This window comes from Pseudomonas sp. NPDC077408, from assembly GCF_050269105.1.
In the GTDB taxonomy this organism is placed as follows: Bacteria; Pseudomonadota; Gammaproteobacteria; order Pseudomonadales; family Pseudomonadaceae; genus Stutzerimonas.
The window spans coordinates 455,503-473,534 of the sequence record NZ_JBNNHS010000003.1 but is presented as its reverse complement, the minus strand read 5'-3'; the positions used below and the strand labels follow the sequence as shown (position 1 = coordinate 473,534).

Here is an 18,032-nt window from a genome sequence, read left to right as displayed (position 1 = left end):
GGAGCGGATCGTCGTAGAGCCTAGGGAGAGGGCGTTACGGGCAAGCGAGTGGCTTTGCTCTTTTGCTCCGGGAGCGTGAAATTCCCCCGAGAGCACCGCTTGGCTTGCACTTATTGAGCTATGGCTAGCTGGCGATGTTCAGATAGCGCCGATTGAGCTGACACTCGAAATGCCACCGTTCCAGACCATCTCGTAATGCTCACTTTGGATGATCGAAATCACGGGCTTTGGGGTCATCAGTGCCCAGCAGTGTTGGCCCGCCTTGCGTACGGAGTGGTAGCGCAAACCGGGTGTCCGGTTTTTTCTCAGCAGGCGCCCAAAGCGATGGCCACTCGTATAGTCGTCTGGGTCGTAGAGCGGATCGGTCATCGGAATTAACGTTGCATCGAGCATTCCTGCCTCGTTGAAGCGGCACGACAAGCCTCGAAAAACAAAGCGTTCGTAGCTCAGCCCAGGCACGTTTGACCAATAGCGATTCTGGTGATGGCGAACTTCGGCAAGCGCGGCGTCCATCGTGCTGGCCAGATAAAGTACCCCATAGCTACCGTCACTGAAACGCGATCCAGCTGGGTTCACGTGGGTAAACGGCGCAGTGGCGTATGAGCAGCCTGGTATGCCGAAGGGTATTTCAGACCGCGAGATCAGCTCCAGACGTCCAGTTTCGTTTCGTAGACGCGGATTGGTCAGCGCTTGTAGTTGGTAGAGCGTTTCGAACTCGTCGGCATCGGCAACGTCATCGAACAAGGCAATGGGCGGGAACTTGGAGTTGACCAGCCGATAGGCCTGTCGTTGGGCTTCAACCAGTCTCGGTAGCTGGCTCGGTTTCACCACTGAGCGCCTCGCAGGCTATCGATGCGACGGAACGATTCATATAAGGAAATCATGTCGCCTTGGGCCATGATTTCCAATGGGGACCGCCCGTTAAAGAATTCGTTGTGATTGGCCATCGCCGCGAACCCGTACACGTTTTCCGGATTGTCGAAGATCAGCCGGAGCGCGGCATGAATATTCAGAACGAAACTGATGCGTTGCATCTGGTCCGGGTCGAGGCTGACCGACCAAGAGGCGTCACCCGACTTTGCTCGGGCATGCGTGCTGCGTGAAATGCGCAGAATGTTGCAGGCTTGATCGGTGGTTGCCTGCCATCTTTCCAAGATATTTACCGCAGCCTTGAGACCGGTTGCGCATTGATCTTTCGTAAACGCCTGTGCTTGAAGAACTGCTGCCATGGCTAATATGCTCATTTTGAATCTGTAGATGCAAAGTTAGCATAGTTTGCGTCTGCAGAAACAAAAGTTAGTGGCTAGCTAGTGGTTCAACGGTTCCGCAGAATCAGCCGTCACGCCTTTTTCATAGACCAATAGGCCGGCTTAAATAGATCCCGCTCGCCGAGCAGCAGTACACCCATCGCGAAAGCACAGAGCACCAGCCCGATATACAGACACAACTGCAACAACCCTTGCGGTGAGGGTAGCCAGTGCAGCGCCGTCGCAACAGTAACGGCTGTGGCGATCCAGCGCCCGAGAACACCTGGAGCCAGGCCTGCCGGCGACGCGCGATAAACGTATAGCCCCATGAACAGCGCCTGCAAGGTCACGCCGGCAGAGAACGATACTGCTAGGCCTTCGGCGCCATATGGACCGTAGAGCAGCGCATCGAGGCCGATCGTAAATGCGGAACTGACCAGCATGATCACCAGAAACAACCGTGATTGATGCTGCGCTAAGAGCGCGCGTCCCCATAGCAGCGCCAAGCCCATCGCAGGGAGACCGAGGGCATACAGAACCACCAACGAGGCCGTGGCGTCGGTTTGCGTTGCGCCGAACTGACCCCGTTCCAGTAGTACCGAGACTACCGGTTGCGGGAATGAACAGAGCACGACGGACGCTGGGACCAGGAACAGCAGCGTCGCCAGCAATCCCTTGCGGATAACAGCCGCATGGCCGCTGAGGTCGCCATCATTCCAGCTCGATACGAAGCGGGGAAAGAGCACTGAGAGCACGGACAAGGCGTAAAGCGTGAGCGGAATGGTGACGATGCGAAACGCAAACGACAGCATCGTGATGCTGCCTTCCTCCAGGTAGGAGGCGAACATCCGCTCTGCAAGAATGCAGGCTTGTTGCGCCCCAGCCGCCAGCAGTACCGGTGCGAAAGCGAGCCCGAAGCCACCTGCATGCCCCTTCGTCTCGACTTTGTTGCCTCCGCGCAGGTATGCGATACGCCGGTGCTGGACCAGAATCAGCGCCAGCTGGGGCAGCAGCATGCCAATGAAAATTACCATCCCGGTGGGTTGGAACAGCAGGATGCCGACGATCGCGCCAGCGTTGAGCAGCACCGTCCGTGTCATCGGCAGGATGAACACCTCATCCATGTTCAGCAGTGCACCCTGGCAATACAAAACCGCCTGAACGGCGACCAGTACCGCGCCTACGCAGAATACGATCTGGCCGGCGGCAACCTGAGCGTCCGTCCAGCCGGGCGCCAGCATGTTCAGAATCCAATAGCTCGCAATGATGGCGAGGGCACTCACGGCTGCGCCCATGAGCATGACCCGCCAATAGAGCCAGCGGCTGACGGCTTCAAACAAGGCTTCGGATTGGCTACGCAGCTTTTGCAGGTACGGAATCATTGCGTCGCGCAGGGCGAGGCCGAGGAAGTTCTCGAAAAACATCGGCAGGATCAATGCGACGAATATCAGGTCCGCTTCCCAGCTCAGTCCGAAGGACTTGGCGATGAACAGGTCGCGTAGAAAACCCAAGAGAAAACTGGCGACGGTTAGCGCCAGGATGACCAGTGATGCGTTCATTCCTTGATCCTGTGCAGGCCATTATCGGACGGCCTGATAAATAGCGGCATATCCCATCGTGTGCAGGTGGTCCGGTACGCCACCCTTGTCAGGCACCGAGCGAACGGTACATAGACTGAATGGCTCAAGCATGGTTCCTGCGCCGGTGCTGCGCTTTATGCGATCGGTTTTGGTTGCGACAACGCCGGATACGTAAAAATGCCGTAAATCCCCTTTGCGAGCGGAGCGCGACTGCTTATGGTTCACGCTCATTTTCAGGCGAACCCAGTTCATGTCCGAGGCAACTACTTCTTCTGCCGGCTCCGTGCGGCGTTGGCTAATCATCGGCAGCGTGGTTGTTGCGATTGCGCTGCTGCTCTGGTGGCTATGGCCAACCACGGCCGAGGCGCCGTCACAGCGAGCGGGCGGTCGGCCTGCGTTCGGTGCCTTCGGCGGCCCGACACCGGTGCGGGTTGCCCCGGTGGAGCAAGGACCATTCGAGGTTTACGCCAAGGCGCTTGGCACCGTCACGCCGTTGAATACAGTCAACGTGCGCAGCCGCGTGGCAGGAGAGCTGGTCGAGATTCGATTCGACGAGGGCCAGCGAGTCAAGGCCGGCGACCTGCTTGCCGTCATCGATCCTCGTGCTTATGAGGTGGCGCTGCAGCAGGCCGAAGGCACTCTCCAGCAGAACCGCGCCTTGTTGCAGAACGCGCAAGTCGATCTTGATCGCTATCGAGGCCTGTTCGCCGACGACAGCATTGCCAAACAGACGCTCGATACGCAGCAGGCATTGGTGAATCAATACAAAGGAACACTCGCCGCTAACCAGGCCGCCGTCAACGAGGCCAAGCTGAACCTGCAGTTCACCCAAATTCGCGCGCCAATCGACGGTCGCGTCGGCCTGCGTCAGCTGGATCAAGGCAACCTTGTGGCGGCCAACGACACCACGCCGTTGGTCGTCATTACCCAGACCCAACCCATGGCGATCAGTTTTACCCTGCCTGAAAGCGAGTTGCCGCCAGTCATTGCCCGGTTCCGCCGCGGTGAAGAGCTGTCCGTACAGGCCTGGGATCGTGGCGAACGCATCCTGCTCGGTGAGGGCGTACTGGAAAGCGTCGATAACCTGATTGACACGACCACCGGCACGCTGAAGATGAAGGCGCGCTTCGATAACGAGGACGAACTGCTGATACCCAACCAGTTCGTCAACGTTCGCCTACGGGTGGAAACCTTGCCTGATGCGGTCCTGATTCCCTCGGCCGCGCTGCAATTCGGCTCGCGGGGCAATTACGCGTACGTCGTCGGCGAGGACTCGAAGGTGGAGCTGCGAGTCCTTGAAGTAGGCCCAAGCAACGGCGACCAAACGGTCGTCACCAGTGGCTTGAGCGTCGGCGAACGAATCGTCATGGAGGGCACCGACCGCCTGCGCGATGGCAGCGAGGTCGAAGTGGTGGATCGTCAGAAGCTCGCCGAAGAGGCCGCTGAGAATCCGAAGGTTGAGCCTCAGAGCGCCAAGGAGCGTCCAGCGCGATGAACATCTCGCGGCTGTTCATCCTTCGGCCCGTGGCAACCACCCTGACGATGATCGCGATCCTGCTGGCTGGCCTGATTGCCTACCGCATGCTGCCGGTTTCCGCGCTGCCGCAGGTCGATTACCCGACCATTCGGGTGATGACGCTGTATCCCGGCGCCAGCCCGGAAGTCATGACCAGCGCCGTGACGGCTCCATTGGAGCGGCAGTTCGGGCAGATGCCGGGCCTGACGCAGATGTCGTCCACCAGTTCCGGTGGCGCTTCGGTGATCACCTTGCGCTTCTCGCTCGAAGTCGAGCTGGATGTGGCCGAGCAGGAAGTCCAGGCCGCTATCAACGCCGGGAGCAATCTGCTGCCCAACGATCTGCCGGCACCGCCGGTTTACAACAAGGTCAACCCGGCGGACACCCCGGTCATGACGCTGGCCATCACATCTGAAAGCCTGGCGCTGCCGGAGTTGCACGACCTGGTCGACACGCGCATGGCGCAGAAACTCGCGCAGATCAGTGGCGTGGGCATGGTTAGCATTGCCGGAGGCCAGCGCCCTGCGGTCCGTATTCGAGTCAATCCGGAGGCGCTTGCGTCCTACGGTCTGTCGCTCGCTGACGTTCGCTCATTGGTAACCAGCTCCAACGTCAATCAGCCCAAGGGTAATTTTGACGGCCCGACGCGCGTCTCGATGCTCGATGCCAACGATCAGCTGAAAACCCCAGAGGAATACGCCGAACTTATTTTGGCCTACGAGGACGGCGCGACACTCCGCTTGAAAGATGTCGCCGACATCATCGACGGCGCCGAGAACGAGCGCCTCGCGGCCTGGGCCAATCAAAGCCAGGCGGTCCTTTTGAACATCCAGCGCCAGCCCGGCGCTAACGTGATTGAAGTGGTCGAGCGCATTCAGGCGCTGCTGCCCGAGGTCACGGCGAGCATGCCGACCGGCCTGGACGTGGTGGTGCTCACCGATCGTACGCAGACGATCCGGGCTGCCATCACTGACGTCCAGCATGAATTGCTGATGGCCACCTTTCTGGTGGTGATGGTCACCTTCGTTTTCCTCAAGCGTTTGTCGGCGACCATCATTCCCTCCATCGCGGTGCCGCTGTCGCTGATCGGTACCTTTGCCGTGATGCACCTCGCCGGTTTTTCGCTGAACAACCTGACGTTGATGGCGCTGACCATTGCGACCGGGTTCGTGGTGGACGACGCCATTGTCATGCTCGAAAACATCGCTCGCCATGTGGAAGAGGGTGAGACGCCGCTGCAAGCCGCGCTCAAGGGGGCCAAGCAGATCAGCTTCACGTTGATATCGCTGACGCTCTCGCTGATTGCCGTACTGATTCCGCTGTTGTTCATGCAAGACGTGGTGGGGCGTCTGTTCCGCGAGTTCGCCATCACCCTGGCCGTCGCGATCCTGATCTCGCTGGTGGTCTCGCTGACGCTGACGCCGATGATGTGTGCCAAGTTGCTCAAGCCCGCCGCGGCTGAAAAATCAGCACCGGACTGGGTCGAGCGCCTGATTGGCGGTTATGCACGTTGGCTGACTTGGGTGTTGGGCCATCAGACGCTGACCTTGCTGGTCGCCGTGGCCACGCTTGGGCTTACGGTGGTGCTGTATCTGGCGGTGCCGAAGGGCTTCTTTCCGGTGCAGGACACCGGAGTGATCCAGGGCATCAGTGAGGCCCCTCAATCCATCTCTTTCCGGGCCATGAGCGAGCGCCAGCAGTCGCTGTCCCGCGTGATTCTCGCGGACCCCGCTGTGGCCAGCCTGTCGTCCTACATTGGCGTTGATGGCGATAACGTAACGCTTAACAGCGGCCGGATGCTGATCAATCTCAAACCTCACGATGAACGCGATGTCACCGCCAGTCAGGTCATCGACCGGTTGCGGCCGGAGCTGGCCAAACTGCCGGGCATCGAGCTGTACATGCAGCCGGTGCAGGACCTGTCCATCGAAGATCGGGTCAGTCGCACGCAGTTCCAGTTCAGTCTGGAGTCGCCCGACGGAGCATTGCTCGAAGAATGGACCCCGCGCCTGGTCGCAGCTTTGCGCGAGCGTCCGGAACTGACCGATGTCGCGAGCGACCTGCAAAGCGATGGCCTGCAAATCTTCCTGGATATCGACCGAGATGCGGCCGCGCGCCTGGGCATTCAGGTCTCGGCTATCACCGATGCGTTATATGACGCATTCGGTCAGCGGCAGATTTCCACGATTTTCACTCAAGCCAGTCAGTACCGCGTGGTGCTCGAGGCGGAGGCAGGCGACCGCCTCGGCGCGCAGGCGCTGGAACAGTTGTTCGTGCAGAGTGAAGGCGGCACGCCGGTCAGGTTGTCGAGCTTGGCGACGCTTGAACAACGCAACGCGCCCCTGCTGATCAACCACATCGGCCAGTTTCCTGCGGTGACGCTGTCTTTCAACCTGGCCGATGGCGTTTCGCTGGGTAAAGCGGTGGAAGTCATCGAGAGCGTCGAGGCGGAAATCGGCTTGCCTGCTGGAATCCAGAGCCGGTTCCAAGGCGCTGCCGAAGCGTTCCGCGCCTCGCTGTCGAGCACGCTGCTGCTGATCCTCGCAGCGGTGGTGACCATGTACATTGTGCTGGGTGTGCTCTACGAGAGCTACATCCACCCGATCACCATCCTGTCGACGCTACCCTCGGCAGCGGTCGGCGCCTTGCTGGCGTTGCTGTTGACCGGCAACGATCTGGGGTTAATCGCCATCATCGGCATCATCCTGCTGATTGGCATCGTCAAGAAGAACGCCATCATGATGATCGACTTCGCCCTTGAGGCCGAGCGCAATCAGGGCATGAGTCCGCAGGACGCGATCTATCGCGCCGCCTTGCTGCGCTTCCGACCGATTCTGATGACGACGCTGGCAGCGCTGTTCGGCGCGGTACCGCTGATGCTCGCCTCGGGCTCAGGGGCCGAATTGCGTCAGCCGCTGGGGCTGGTGCTGGTCGGCGGTCTGCTGCTCAGCCAGTTACTGACACTGTTTACCACGCCAGTGATTTATCTGTTTTTCGATCGGTTGGGCAGTCGGTTCGGGCGCAAATCCGCTTCAGCTCAAGAGGCGACGCTATGAGTCTCGCGCCTTCCCTGGCCTTTAAGCCATGAACCTGTCCGCGCCCTTTATCGCGCGCCCGGTCGCCACCATGCTGCTGAGCCTGGCGATTCTATTGCTGGGTGGAGTTAGCTTCGGTCTGTTGCCGGTGTCGCCGCTGCCGAATATGGATTTTCCGGTGATTACGGTCCAGGCCAGCCTGCCCGGCGCCAGCCCTGAAATCATGGCATCCAGCGTGGCGACGCCGTTGGAACGCTCCCTTGGGAGTATCGCAGGCGTCAGCCAGATGAGCAGTCGCAGCAGTCAGGGCTCGACGCGGATCATCATCCAGTTCGATCTTGAGCGGGATATCAATGGTGCCGCCCGCGATGTTCAGGCGGCAATCAACGCTTCGCGCAATCTGCTGCCCAGCGGGATGCGCAGCATGCCGACCTACCGCAAGATCAACCCTGCACAAGCACCGATCATGGTGCTGTCGCTAACCTCCGACGTGCTCAGCAAGGGGCAGCTCTACGACATCGGCTCGACAATCTTGGCGCAGAAGTTGTCGCAGGTCCCAGGCGTGGGCGAGGTGCAGGTGGGCGGAAGTTCGTTGCCTGCGGTGCGGGTCGAGCTGCAGCCTCAGCAGCTCGAGCAGTACGGCGTCTCGCTCGATGAGGTGCGCAATACCATCGCCAATGCGAATGTTCGGCGACCCAAGGGAATGGTCGAAGACGACCATCGCCACTGGCAGGTGCAGGCCAGCGACCAACTGCATGAAGCCGCTGACTATTTGCCGCTGATCATCCGTTATCAGGACGGCGCGGCGCTGCGGCTGAGCGATGTGGCGAAGGTCAAAGATGGGGTTGAAGATCGCTACAATGACGGTTTTTTCAACAACGACCGTGCCGTACTGCTGGTGATTAATCGCCAGGCCGGCGCCAATATCATCGAAACCATCGAGGGCATTCGCAACGAGCTGCCGGCACTGCAGGCGATCGTGCCCGGCAGCGTCAACATGGCAGTGGCGATGGATCGTTCGCCGGTCATCCGTGCCACCCTCCACGAGGCCGAACGGACCTTGCTGATCGCGGTGGGCCTGGTGATCGTGCTGGTATTTCTCTTTCTTGGCCGGTTGCGTACCGCGCTGATTCCGGCGCTGGCAGTTCCGGTTTCGCTAGTTGGCACCTTTGCCGTCATGTACCTGTTCGGCTTCTCGCTTAATGTTCTGTCGCTGATGGCCTTGATCCTCGCCGCCGGGCTGGTGGTGGATGACGCTATCGTGGTGCTGGAAAACATCGCCCGGCACATCGACGAGGGGGTCCCGCCGTTGCGTGCCGCCTATATCGGTACGCGCGAGGTGGGCTTCACCCTGTTGTCGATGAACCTCTCGCTGGTGGTCGTATTCGTCTCGATCCTGTTCATGGGCGGCATTGTCGAGCGGCTGTTCCGCGAGTTCTCCATCACCCTGGCAGCGGCGATTCTGGTCTCGCTGCTGGTCTCGCTGACGTTGACGCCAATGCTCTGTGCGCGCTGGTTGAAGCCTCATCAGCCCGAGCATGACGGCCGTCTGTATCGCTGGAGCCACAAGGCCCACCAGTGGTTGTTAGGCCATTACGACAGGTCCCTAGGTTGGGCGCTGCGGCATCATAGAATCACGCTGTTTACCTTGCTGGCGACCATCGGCCTTAACGTCTTTTTGTATGTCCAGGTTCCGAAAACCTTTCTCCCGCAACAGGACACCGGCCAACTGACCGGCTTCATTCGCGGCGACGACGGCCTGTCGTTCCAGGTCATGCAGCCGAAGATGGAGACCTACCGCAAGGCGGTGCTGGCCGATCCGGCCGTGGAAAGCGTGGCAGGCTTCATTGGCGGGCAGGGCGGCATCAACAATGCCTTCATGATTGTCCGGCTCAAGCCGCTGGATGAACGCAAGATTTCCGCGCAAAAAGTGATCGAGCGTATCCGCAAGAACCAGCCGAAGGTACCGGGTGGTCGGATGTTTCTGATGGCCGATCAGGATCTGCAGTTCGGTGGCGGTCGGCAGAGCAGCTCGGCCTATTCCTATAACCTGCTGGCCAGCGATCTGGCCGATCTCAGAACCTGGGTGCCGCAAGTTACCCGAGCATTGATGGCCTTGCCAGAGCTGACCAGCATCGACGCCAATGAAGGCGAGGGCGCACAGCAGATCAGCCTGAAGATCGACCGCGATGCCGCCAAGCGGCTCGGCATCGACATGAGCACTGTGACGACGATGCTCAACAATGCCTTCAGCCAGCGGCAGATCTCTACCATCTACGAATCGCTGAACCAGTACCGTGTGGTGATGGAGATCGATCCAAGCTACGCCCAACATCCCGAGGTACTGGAGCAGATACAGGTCATCACCAGCGATGGTCGGCGTGTTCCGCTGGCAGCCTTCGCACGTTACGAGCGGAGCCTGGAAGAGGACAGCGTCAGTCACGACGGGCAGTTTGCCGCCGAGAACATCGATTTCGACCTGGCGCCCGGCGTCAGCCTGGACCAGGCGACGCGGGCGATCGAGCGTGCCGTTGCAGCGATCGGTCTACCGAGCGAGGTCCAGGGCCGCCTGGGCGGCACGGGTGACGTCTTCCAGTCTACGCAGGACAGCCAGCCATTGATGATTCTGGGCGCGTTGCTGCTCGTCTATATCGTGCTGGGTGTTCTGTACGAGAGTTACATCCACCCGCTGACGATCCTGTCCACACTGCCTTCAGCCGGTGTTGGCGCGTTGCTGGCCATCATTCTGACGGGCGAAGAGTTCAGCCTGATTTCGCTGCTCGGGCTGTTCCTGCTCATCGGAGTGGTGAAAAAGAACGCGATTCTGATGATCGATCTGGCGCTGCAGTTCGAGCGTAACGATCATCTAGCGCCGGACGAGTCGATTCGCCGGGCTTGCCTGTTGCGTTTTCGGCCGATCCTGATGACCACTATGGCGGCGATCCTTGGCGCATTGCCGTTGCTGCTCGGGGGCGCGGAGGGGGCAGAAATGCGCCAGCCGTTGGGCCTGACCATCATTGGTGGCCTGATCCTCAGCCAGATCCTAACGCTCTACACCACGCCGGTGGTCTACCTCTATCTGGACCGCGCGCGCCACCGTTTCAACCGCTGGCGCGGTGTACGCACCGACGCCGCTCTGGAAAGTCCGCTATGAGTTCATTGTACCTGAAAAACTCCCTACGCCCGCTGGCCATCGTCGTCATGACTTTTTCTCTAGGTGCCTGCACCTTGGGTCCTGACTACCAGCGCCCCGAGCTGCCAATGGCCGCGGAATTCAAGCGGGCCGAAGGTTGGAAGGTCGCCAACCCGGCCGACGTACTGGAGCGCGGCAGTTGGTGGCGGCTATACGGTGATGCGAAGTTGGATGCATTGGTCGAACGGCTGAACGTGTCCAACCAGAACCTGGCGGCGGCCGAAGCGCAGTACCGACAAGCGCGCGCGCTGGTGCGGGGGGCTCGCTCTCAGCTGTTCCCGACAGTGGGGGGCAGCGCAGGCGCGACGCGTGCCGGACAGGGCAGTTCGGCCAGCTCAGCCGCACAGAGCGGAAGCGGCTTCAGCGGCATCAGCGAGAGTTACAGCGTGGGGCTCGATGCGGCCTGGGAGCTGGATATATGGGGCCGTCTGCGGCGCAACCTTGAAGCCAATCGAGCCAATATGCAGGCATCAGCTGCGGATCTCGCTGCTGTGCGGCTGAGCCTGCAATCCGAACTGGTCCAGACCTATTTGCAGTTGCGCGTGATGGACGAACAGCAGCGGCTACTGAACCAGACGGTCGAAGCCTTTGCGCGATCATTGCGCCTCACTGAAAACCAGTATCGTGCGGGCATCGTGCCCAAGTCAGATGTGACCCAGGCGCTGACTCAGCTCAGAAGCACGGAGGCTCAGGCCATCGACCTGCAATGGCAACGGGCCCAGATGGAGCACGCTATTGCGGTGCTGATTGGGGTACCGCCGTCGGAGCTGGACATCGAGGAACGTGATGAAATCCCCGATTTGCCAACAGTGCCGCTGGCCCTGCCTTCGCAATTGCTCGAACGCCGCCCGGATATCGCGTCGGCTGAACGGCAAGTGATTGCGGCAAACGCGCAAATTGGCGTGGCCGAAGCCGCCTGGTATCCGGACCTGACCCTGAGCGCGAGCGGTGGCTATCGAAACAGCAGCTTTAGCGACCTGATCAGTCTACCCAACCGCTTCTGGTCATTAGGCCCGCAGCTGGCCGCCACACTGCTCGATTTCGGTGGCCGGCGTGCCGACCTCGAAGCGGCAGAGGCCAACTATGACCTGACGGTGGCCAATTACCGTCAGACTGTGCTGGACAGCTTCCGTGAGGTTGAGGACAACCTGGTGCAATTGCGCGTCCTCGCCGCCGAAGCGGTGGTTCAACGGCAAGCGCTGGAAGCCGCGCAGGAATCGTTACGTCTGATCCAGAACCAGTACCGCGCCGGAACCGTCGACTTCCTCAGCGTCGCCACCGTGCAAACCAGCGCCCTGAACAACGAGCGCACCTACCTGACCCTACTGGGCGATCAACTCGCTGCCAGCGTTCAACTGATCGCAGCGTTGGGCGGCGGTTGGGAAGAAACGCAGCTGGATTTCGAACCGCTGCTAGAGACGCCTGAACGCTGATCACTTAACGGCGCCAATGCGCGGGCCGATGACATTCGTGGCTGCTGGAGGGTGCGCTGCGTATAGGTGGGTCGGTCATCTCGCCGAGCGGCGTTGGGGAAACCGCGGCGTTGCTGCCGCGGTTGGAAGGTGAGGCGGGGAGGTCAGTCGCGCTGCTTGCGGTTAACCGTTTGTGCTGCCTTGATGATATCGGCGCCGATCACCGGTTCGAATTCCTGCCACACCGGCCGCATGGCTTCACGCCAGACTTCGCGTTGTTCCGGGGTCAGTTCGATGATCTCGGACGTGCCTGCCTTGCGGATACGCTCGCGGTCGGCCTGGTTGGCTTCTTCCGCAGCGCGGTTAACCTCGAAGGTGACCTCGTCGATAATGCCTTCCAACTCGGTGCGCACCTGGTGCGGTATGCCGAACCAGAACCGCGTATTGCTCACCAGCATGTAGTCGAGCACGCCATGGTTGGATTCGGTGATGTAAGGCTGCACCGTGTGCATCTTCTTGCTGTAGATGTTCGACCAGGGGTTTTCTGCACCTTGAACGGTCCCGTTCTGCAGCGAGGCGTAGACCTCGGCGAAAGGGATCTTCTTGGTCGGCGCTCCGACCTGTGCGAATTGCGACTCCAGAACGGCGGACGGCTGGATACGGAAAGCCAGTCCCATTGCATCGTTTGGCAGGCGCAGCGCCTTTGTTGCCGAGAGCTGCTTCATGCCGTTGTGCCAGTAAGCCAGACCGGTGATGTTCTCCTTCTCCATCGAGCGCAGTAGTTGGCGTCCCTTGGCGCGCTTCTGGAAACGGTTGACGGCCTCTAGGTCATCGAACAGGAACGGCAGGTCGAATACTTGCACCTGCTTGGTGTACTTCTCGAACTTCGCTAATGAAGGTGCTAGCAGCTGCACCTCGTCGTTGGCCAACGCCTCGAGCTCATTGGCATCGCCGAACAACATCGAGTTAGGGTAGACCTCGACGCTTACCTGGCCGGGTAGACGCTCTTCAACCAGTTTCTTGAACAGCAGGGCACCCTTGCCTTTCGGGGTGTCTTCAGCGACGACGTGCGAGAACTTGATGACGATCGGCTCAGCTTCGACCGCGGTCGCGGTCAACGCCAGCACCAGGCCGGCGAGGGTGATGATCGGCTTGATCATGAAAAGGCTCTTTTTTTGGTGGGTTGGCATGACATCCGAGACGCAGATGTGATTGAGCTTCAACGAAGCGTTATGCCAAATAAGCCGCACCGTAAAAAGGGCTTTCTCATAGAATTCATAATTGAGGCAGCGGGAGTTGCAACAGGTCACACTTTCACCGCCGATAGGGACAGCTCTGCGCTGCTAGGCTGCAGAGCAGCGCAGAGCCGTTGCCGATCAGCCGTTGGCCAGCTGCCAACCGCCGCCGAGTGCCTTGTAAAGGCCTACGACGCCACGATAGACCTCAACTTCAGCCTGAGCCTGGGCATCCTCTGCAGCCAGGCGCTCACGCTCGGCATCCAGTAGCACCAGAAAATCCACTGTGCCTTCCCGATAGCGGATCGCTGCTTGCTCCGCTGCAGCGCGACTGGCGCCGGACTGGCGCAACAGGGCTAGCAGCCGCTCCTGAGCTCTCGCATAGTCACTGAAGGCGTTCTCCGATTCCTCCAACGCCAGCAGAACCTGCTGCTCGTAGCTGGCTAACGCACCCTCGGCGTCCGCTTTCGCACCGCGCAATCTGGCGCGAACGCTGCCCATGTCGAATGCTGCCCAGGTGATGCTCGGTGCAACGCCCCAAGCCTGAGCCGCGCTCGAACCGATCTGCGAACCGCGCCCCGCAATAAAGCCCAGGAAACCACTCAAGCTTACCCGCGGAAACAGATCAGCCGTCGCTACGCCCACGTTGGCAGTCGCCGCTGCCAGCTGCCGTTCGGCCGCGAGAATGTCCGGTCGGCGACGCAGCAACTCGGTGGGATCACCGATCGGCAGCGCCTTTGCGATGGCAGGCAACTCACGCGGCGTGAGGTCGATACTCAGCCTATCGGCGCGCTGACCGAGCAGGGTTGCGATGCGATTGGTCGCACGGCTCTGCTGCGCCTGCAGTTGCGGCAAGCTGGCCTCGGTTGCCGCCAGCCGTGCATCGGCGCGCAGTACGTCAAGTTCGCTACCTACGCCAGCGTCGCGCAGCTGTTCGGTCAGGCGATGCGAGTTGCGCTGATTCTCAAGGTTTTCCCGGGCGATGCGTTCACGCAACTGCGCGCCGCGCAGCTGCCCGTAGGCATCGACCAGTTCGGCGATCAGGCTGACCTGTAGCTGGTAGAGCTCCGCTTCCGCAGCTTCACTCTGCGCCTCGCTGGCTTCGATGCGTCGCTGCACCCGGCCGAACAGGTCGAGTTCCCAGGCCATGTCCAGACCCAGGTCGTAGCGCTCGATGCTGCTGCGCTCCTCGCCGAAGCCAGGCTGCTGAGCCTCGCCATATTCGGCGCTAGCTCCAGCAGTGACGGTAGGGAAGCGATCGTTGGCCGCATCATCACGAATCGAACGAGCGGCGCGGAGCCGGGCGAAGGCGATGCGCAGTTCGCGGTTCTCGGCCAACGCTTCACCCACCAGTGCGTCGAGCGTCGGATCATCGAACTGGCGCCACCAGGCTGCCTGGAATCGTGACTGATCGAAGCCAGCCGCCGCAGCACGCTCAATCTGTGCGGGCGCAACCTCCGGGGCGCGGTAATCCGGCCCCACTGCGCAGGCGCTCAGGGCGAGAACAGCCGCAAGCAGTAACGGAGTGGAAATGACAGCCTTCATGCGTGCGACTCCTTCAGTACCGCTTTTTTCTCTGCGCGCCGTTCAACGTAGGCGCGTATGACCAGGTAGAACACCGGCGTCAGCAACAGGCCGAAGAAGGTCACCCCGAGCATGCCGCTGAACACCGCAACGCCCATGGCGTGACGCATCTCAGCACCCGCGCCGGAGGAGAGCACCAACGGCACCACACCCATGATGAACGCGAAGCTGGTCATCAGAATCGGGCGAAGTCGCAGGCGGCAGGCCTCGAGCACAGCGGATAGACGGTCCATGCCTTCTTCCTGTTTGTCCTTGGCGAACTCGACGATAAGAATCGCGTTCTTGCATGCCAGGCCGACGAGGACGATCAGGCCGATCTGGGTAAACACGTTGTTGTCGCCACCAGAGAGGATCACCCCGGTGATGGCCGAGAGCAGCGTCATCGGTACGATCAGAATCACCGCCAGTGGCAGGCTCCAGCTTTCGTACTGCGCCGCCAGGACCAGGAAGGCCAGCAGCACGCAGAGCGGGAAGACGAACATCGCGGTGTTCCCCGCCAGGATCTGCTGATAGGTCAGCTCGGTCCATTCGAAGCTCATGCCGTTCGGTAGCTCAGCTTGCAGCAGCCGCTCCATCGCCGCTTCGGCCTGACCGGAGCTGTAGCCGGGGGCGGCCGCACCGTTGATTTCAGCGGTCAGGAAGCCGTTGTAGTGCATCACGCGATCCGGGCCGGAACTGTCACTGACCTTGACGAAGGTCGACAGCGGCACCATCTCGCCACGGTTGTTGCGCACCTTCAGCTGACCTATCTGGTCGGGCGTCAGGCGAAACTTCTGCTCAGCCTGGACGTTGACCTGATAAGTGCGGCCGAAGCGGTTGAAGTCATTGGCATACAGCGAGCCGAGGTAGACCTGCATGGTGTCGAAGATCTGATCGATAGCCACGCCGTGAGTCTTGGCTTTTCCCGGTCGATGTCGGCATCGATCTGCGGCACGTTTACCTGGTAACTGGTGAATAGCCCGGCCAGCTCGGGATAGTCCGCGCTCTTGGCGATGACGTTCTGCACCTGCTTGTACAGTTCTTCGTAGCCGAGACTGCCGCGGTCCTGCACCTGCACGCGGAAGCCGCCGATGGTGCCCAGCCCTTGTACGGGTGGCGGTGGGAAGATCGCGAGGTAGGCTTCCTGAATACCGGAAAACTGACCGTTCAACTCGCCCGCGATAGCACCAGCGGACATGTTTTCTTCTTTGCGCTGGTCGAAGTCCTTCAGCGCAACGAAAACGATGCCGCTGTTCGGGCTGTTGGTGAACCCATTGATCGACAGACCAGGGAAAGCGATGGTGTTCTCTACGCCGGGGTGCTTGCCTGCGATCTCGGACATCTGCTTGATGACGTCTTCGGTGCGATCCAACGTGGCGGCATCCGGCAGTTGAGCGAAGGCCACCAGATACTGCTTGTCCTGCGGCGGCACGAAACCGGTCGGAGTGCTGGCGAATCCCAGGTATCCGAGACCGACCAGGCCGACATACACCACCAGGGCGATGCCGCTGCCGCGCAGGATGCGTTTAACCGCACCGACGTAGCCGTGACTCGCGCGCTCGAAAACGCGGTTGAACGGCGCGAACAGCCAGCCACCGAACAATTTGTCCAGCAACCGCGAGAAACCGTCTTTCGGCGCGTCATGGCTGCGCAGCAATGCGGCCGCCAAGGCTGGAGATAGGGTCAGCGAGTTGAAGGCGGAAATGACCGTCGAAATGGCAATGGTCAACGCGAACTGCTGATAGAACTGCCCGGTGAGGCCGGAAATAAACGCGGTCGGGATAAACACGGCGCAAAGCACGAGCGCGGTGGCGATGATTGGGCCGGTCACTTCCTTCATCGCTTGCTTGGTGGCTTCGACCGGGGACTTGCCGAGGCCGATATTCCGCTCCACGTTTTCCACCACGACGATGGCGTCGTCCACCACGATGCCGATCGCCAAAACCAGGCCAAACAGCGATAGCGCGTTGAGCGAGAAACCCAGCATGTGCATCACCGCGAAGGTACCGATCAGCGACACCGGCACGGCGGCCAGCGGGATGATCGAGGCGCGCCAGGTCTGCAGGAACAGGATGACCACCAGCACCACCAGCACGATGGCCTCGAGGAGGGTATGTACCACCGCCTCGATGGAGCCGCGCACGAAGATGGTCGGGTCGTAGACGATTTCGTAGTCCACGCCTTCGGGGAAATCCTTCTTCAGCTCGGCCATGCGGGCACGTACCGAATCGGAGATTTCAATCGCGTTCGAGCCAGGACGCTGGAACACCGGAATGGCCACGGCAGGCTGGTTGTTGAGCAGCGAGCGCAGCGCGTACTGGCTGGAACCCAGTTCGATACGTGCGATGTCCCGCAGGCGAGTGATCGAGCCGTCTTCGCCGGCACGAATGATGATGTTCTCGAATTCCTCCTCGCTGACCAATCGGCCCTGTGTATTGATCGATAGCTGGAAGTCGGTCGCCCCCGGTGCAGGTGGTGCACCCAGCGAACCCGCCGCCACCTGGCGGTTCTGCTCGCGGATTGCATTGACCACGTCAGTTGCGGTGAGGTTGCGCGAGGCCACTTTGTTTGGATCGAGCCAGACGCGAAGCGAATAATCCCCCATGCCGAACAACTGCACATCGCCAATCCCGTCCAGCCGCGCCAGCTCGTCCTTGACGTTGAGCGCCGCATAGTTGGACAGATAGAGCATGTCGTAGCGTTCGTCCGGCGATGTCAGGTGCACAACCATGGTCAGGTCCGGCGAGGCCTTGTCCACCGTGACACCGAGACGCTGCACTTCGGTCGGCAACGTCGGCTGGGTGCGCGTAACCCGGTTCTGCACCTGCACCTGGGCGTTGTCTAGATCGGTTCCCAGCGCAAACGTAATGGTCAGGGTCAGCTTGCCATCGGCGGTCGCCTGGGACGACATGTAGAGCATGCCCTCGACGCCGGTGATGGCCTGCTCCAGTGGCGACGCGACGGTTTCGCCGATGACTTTGGGGTTCGCACCTGGGAAGCTGGCGCGGACCACCACCGTCGGCGGCACCACCTCGGGATATTCGCTGATCGGCAATTGGAACAGCGAGATGGCACCACCGATCAGGATGATCAGCGACAGCACCGCGGCGAAGATTGGCCGTTGGATGAAGAACTGAGAGAAATTCATGACGCACTCCGGGGGAGAGGGTGCGCATGACGCACCCTGGCGGAATCAGTTTTTAAGGGGTGGCGCCTCGGCGCCGGTCAGCGGGTCAGCGGAAAACGCTGAT

At 60.7% G+C, this 18,032-nt stretch carries 9 protein-coding genes and 1 pseudogene; 4 read left to right on the top strand and 6 right to left on the bottom strand.

Going from position 1 to position 18,032, the window contains the following annotated elements:
* Window positions 1-138: 138 nt before the first annotated feature.
* The 3 genes from ACQKEK_RS11380 to ACQKEK_RS11370 form a co-directional block, all read right to left on the bottom strand.
* Entirely contained in the window at window positions 139-831 is a 693-nt protein-coding gene (locus ACQKEK_RS11380; RefSeq protein ID WP_499142672.1) for an RES family NAD+ phosphorylase, read from the bottom strand.
* On the bottom strand, window positions 825-1,229 hold the full coding sequence (locus ACQKEK_RS11375) for an antitoxin Xre-like helix-turn-helix domain-containing protein (RefSeq protein ID WP_128121283.1): 405 nt from the start codon (window positions 1,227-1,229) through the stop codon (window positions 825-827). Before ACQKEK_RS11375 ends, ACQKEK_RS11380 begins: the two co-directional genes overlap by 7 nt.
* A 110-nt stretch (window positions 1,230-1,339) precedes the next feature.
* Window positions 1,340-2,806: a lipid II flippase MurJ gene (locus ACQKEK_RS11370; RefSeq protein ID WP_499142671.1), complete on the bottom strand. Its 1,467-nt coding sequence runs from the start codon at window positions 2,804-2,806 to the stop codon at window positions 1,340-1,342.
* Window positions 2,807-3,077: 271 nt separating this feature from the next.
* On the opposite strand from ACQKEK_RS11370, the gene ACQKEK_RS11365 reads away from it, so the two are divergent.
* From ACQKEK_RS11365 to ACQKEK_RS11350, 4 genes are read left to right on the top strand one after another with little or no spacing between them, the layout of a single operon-like run.
* Window positions 3,078-4,322 (top strand): MdtA/MuxA family multidrug efflux RND transporter periplasmic adaptor subunit, encoded by a 1,245-nt coding sequence (locus ACQKEK_RS11365; RefSeq protein WP_046161247.1) that lies wholly within the window; start codon window positions 3,078-3,080, stop codon window positions 4,320-4,322.
* Complete coding sequence (locus tag ACQKEK_RS11360; RefSeq protein ID WP_499142669.1) at window positions 4,319-7,399, top strand: MdtB/MuxB family multidrug efflux RND transporter permease subunit; 3,081 nt, start codon at window positions 4,319-4,321, stop codon at window positions 7,397-7,399. The genes ACQKEK_RS11365 and ACQKEK_RS11360 overlap by 4 nt, the downstream gene beginning before the upstream one ends.
* 28 nt (window positions 7,400-7,427) lie before the next feature.
* Window positions 7,428-10,532: an efflux RND transporter permease subunit gene (locus tag ACQKEK_RS11355; protein WP_045427458.1), complete on the top strand. Its 3,105-nt coding sequence runs from the start codon at window positions 7,428-7,430 to the stop codon at window positions 10,530-10,532.
* Window positions 10,529-12,004, top strand: coding sequence for an efflux transporter outer membrane subunit (locus ACQKEK_RS11350; RefSeq protein ID WP_499142666.1), 1,476 nt, complete (start codon window positions 10,529-10,531; stop codon window positions 12,002-12,004). Before ACQKEK_RS11355 ends, ACQKEK_RS11350 begins: the two co-directional genes overlap by 4 nt.
* 143 nt (window positions 12,005-12,147) lie before the next feature.
* On the opposite strand, the gene ACQKEK_RS11345 is transcribed toward ACQKEK_RS11350, so the two are convergent.
* The 3 genes and pseudogenes from ACQKEK_RS11345 to ACQKEK_RS11335 all read right to left on the bottom strand — a co-directional run bounded on the left by ACQKEK_RS11345 (window position 12,148) and on the right by ACQKEK_RS11335 (window position 17,929).
* Entirely contained in the window at window positions 12,148-13,140 is a 993-nt protein-coding gene (locus tag ACQKEK_RS11345; RefSeq protein ID WP_499142944.1) for a TRAP transporter substrate-binding protein, read from the bottom strand.
* Between the two features lie 219 nt (window positions 13,141-13,359).
* Entirely contained in the window at window positions 13,360-14,763 is a 1,404-nt protein-coding gene (locus ACQKEK_RS11340) for an efflux transporter outer membrane subunit (protein WP_128121277.1), read from the bottom strand.
* A pseudogene (locus ACQKEK_RS11335) lies at window positions 14,760-17,929 on the bottom strand (efflux RND transporter permease subunit). The gene ACQKEK_RS11340 and the pseudogene ACQKEK_RS11335 overlap by 4 nt, the downstream one beginning before the upstream one ends.
* Window positions 17,930-18,032: the final 103 nt, after the last annotated feature.

Coding starts and splice junctions, on each gene's coding strand:
- ACQKEK_RS11375 (WP_128121283.1), bottom strand. CDS start 1,229: ATGGCAGCAGTTCTTCAAGCACAGGCGTTTACGAAAGATCAATGCGCA.
- ACQKEK_RS11370 (WP_499142671.1), bottom strand. CDS start 2,806: ATGAACGCATCACTGGTCATCCTGGCGCTAACCGTCGCCAGTTTTCTC.
- ACQKEK_RS11365 (WP_046161247.1), top strand. CDS start 3,078: ATGTCCGAGGCAACTACTTCTTCTGCCGGCTCCGTGCGGCGTTGGCTA.
- ACQKEK_RS11360 (WP_499142669.1), top strand. CDS start 4,319: ATGAACATCTCGCGGCTGTTCATCCTTCGGCCCGTGGCAACCACCCTG.
- ACQKEK_RS11355 (WP_045427458.1), top strand. CDS start 7,428: ATGAACCTGTCCGCGCCCTTTATCGCGCGCCCGGTCGCCACCATGCTG.
- ACQKEK_RS11350 (WP_499142666.1), top strand. CDS start 10,529: ATGAGTTCATTGTACCTGAAAAACTCCCTACGCCCGCTGGCCATCGTC.
- ACQKEK_RS11340 (WP_128121277.1), bottom strand. CDS start 14,763: ATGAAGGCTGTCATTTCCACTCCGTTACTGCTTGCGGCTGTTCTCGCC.